This window comes from Bacillus sp. GMs2/2, from assembly GCF_050172095.1.
GTDB lineage: Bacteria > Bacillota > Bacilli > Bacillales > Bacillaceae_G > Bacillus_A > Bacillus_A cereus.
The window spans coordinates 1-2,817 of record NZ_JBNLYE010000452.1 but is presented as its reverse complement, the minus strand read 5'-3'; the positions used below and the strand labels follow the sequence as shown (position 1 = coordinate 2,817).

Here is a 2,817-nt window from a genome sequence, read left to right as displayed (position 1 = left end):
GATTATATTTCCTATTTATCATTAAAAAGTAGAGCAGGTGAATTAAAGAGTGAATATGTAAAAACTGAGATACAGTATCTAAACAAACTTTTCCATTGGTTGAGATCAGAAAAAATAATTAATGAGGTCTTTAGTGTAAATTACCAGACTGTTTATTACGGCCGAAAAAGCCGGAAAATTGAGACGAATATTTTTGAAAACACTAATGACTTAGATATTATTTTACCAATAAGAAATTCCATTCAAAATAATGTTATTAAAGACTTCGGTAAAAATAGAAATAGACTAATTATAGATTTTATTATGACAGCAAAGCGTATTGAACCATTAATGGCATTAGGTATAGCTTTACAATTCTTTGGAGGATTAAGACGTTCTGAGGTCATTAACTTAAAATGCTCTAGTTTAAAGTGGGCTAATAGTAACCTAATAATTGAGATTAGAGACAATCAAAACATCTTATTTGCAGATGCAATAAATAAGGCTGATATTCAAGTTAAATATCCAAGAGATCAAATATGTATTTGCCCCGAAATTATAAAGCCCCTGTATGAAGAACACCTAAAAATGCTAACCAAATTAACTAAAGGAACTTCCGAAGCACTTTTTATCTCAGCGAGGAACTTTAAAGCTTTAAGGGGCAAAAGATATTCAGCAAAAATTGATAAGATTAAACAACAGTTTTTAAATGACTTACTAGCAAAAAATCAAGTCGAAGATTATATACTGTTAACAAACAATAAATGGTCTACACATATTGGCAGGGGCGTTTTCACGAACATATTAATAGATTTGGGTCTAACTCCTACCCAAATTGCATTAGCTAGAGGCGATAGAAGCTTACAGTCTGCATTAAGTTATGTAGATGAAAATACATTACTTAGCTCTATGAATTTAGCAATTAATAATTATGACATACTAAAGGAAGTGTAGGACTTGCCTAATCATATGACATTAAAAGAGGTTTCAACCCTCCTTAACTTATCGATATATCAAACTAGATTATTTCTTAAAGAAGCCTTAATACAAAAAGTAAGTATTAATAGTTCTAGAGAAATTGTTTATGATACTAATATTATAAACAATTTACGGAATGTTCTTGAAAAACGATATAAAGACAATTGCTTAAATAAATATACTCCTAAAGAACTTATCACGTTAGGATGCACTCAACACGATAGAGATATTCTTAAGAGCGAACATACTGAGCTTTTCGATAGATATAGGACTTTTACTGGAGTCTCTTATTTCTATGACAAATTAGAAGTAAATGCATATTTAGCATCTAAAAACTGTAGTTGTGAATTATTATCACTTTCGCAAATAATGGAATTAGTGGGTTTTAAAACCCACCACCAACTTCAACAAGCATTAAATGATTGTGATATTAAAGAAGTAAAAAGAGGATATAGCTCTTTCAAGTATTATAAGGAATCAGATATAAAATCCTTTATTGGCTTAGTTAAAAAAAGGTATTCATTTAATAAAGCCAATCGTTTGAGCACTCAGCAAGTGCAGGAACTAGGATTTAAAAAAAATGATAGGATAGTACTTCAAAAGGTTAAGGCAGAACATATCGATAGAATTAATGAGTACGCTGGGGTGCTCGCCTTTTATGATAAAGTCGAAGTGGAGGGAAAGTTAAAATCCAGAAAAATTTTAACTCATACTATCTGCGAAAAGGATGCTAAAGAACATTTAGGCTATACAAATACTAAAAAGTTCAAAAAGGTAATTCAAGAATATGACATTGCATTAACTTCAAAAGGGAAATATGGAATTAATTATTATGACAAATCAAGTATAGATTCCTTGAAAAATATTATAGATAAAAATTATGAACATAACCTTGAAACCAAAATAACTGGTGGTCAAATAAAAGCCTTAGGATATTCTAAAAAACTTATTCGTAAATTAACCCCTATCCATACAAGGCCTATTGATAACGTATATAAGTTTGCGAGTGCCATTATTTTCTATGATAAGGAACAATTTCTCAATCTAAAGAAACAATATCACGATCTAGCGGAAACTAATAATGTTTTAACTGAATATTATACTTCTAGACAATTAATGGAATTGCTTGATATACCAAGTAATATTAATAGATATATGGCTAAACTTAGGATCCCTCCTATAAAAATTTCTCCATTAGGTCAAAATTATTGGCCCAAGGATGAGATTGATGATTTTGTTAAAAGGAGAACGGATTTATATAACTACTACAATTCGAATTATTATTTAATTAGTGAAGTAGAATATTTACTAGGATATAAAATAAGTAAGTTCTACAGAATTTGCTCAAATTTTAACATTCCCGTTATTTCTGAAGAATTACCGATTGAAGTGAAATTTAAAAAATTCTATAAATCTCATGTAGCTTTTCCGAAAGATAAAATCGATGCCATTCTTGCAAGAATAAATGACAAACAACGGCAAATTACTACTAATTTCCGGATGCTTGAATATTTAGAGAAGGAAAAGAATGCACTGATTACTGAGAAAATCAAAAAACATGTTTCACCTACAGAAACTAATCAATCAACTACTATTACGGATCCTATTGATGTTATAAAATATGATCCAAACACCATCTCAGAAACAAAGAGCTCACTTCAAGTACTTGGGCATTTAGAAGATGAAAAAATCGTAAAAATTATAGAGGAAATAACAAACTATTCAACGCCCTCTATAAATGAAAAAATTAAAACCATAATTTCCGAAAAAGATTTAATAATCCAATTAGACTATTCAAGAAAACAGTTTGATGAAAATAAAGAAAACTTTCGTATCTTAAAGTTGGAGTACGAGAATCTT

General features: G+C 29.5%; 2 protein-coding genes. Both read left to right on the top strand.

Going from position 1 to position 2,817, the window contains the following annotated elements; genetic code table 11:
* The coding region (locus tag ACQGS6_RS25885) for a site-specific integrase (protein ID WP_426965844.1) at positions 1 to 933 on the top strand (933 nt) is incomplete at its 5' end.
* A 15-nt stretch (positions 934 to 948) separates the two neighbouring features.
* A partial coding sequence (locus ACQGS6_RS25880) for a helix-turn-helix transcriptional regulator (RefSeq protein ID WP_426965842.1) occupies positions 949 to 2,817 on the top strand: 1,869 nt, incomplete at its 3' end.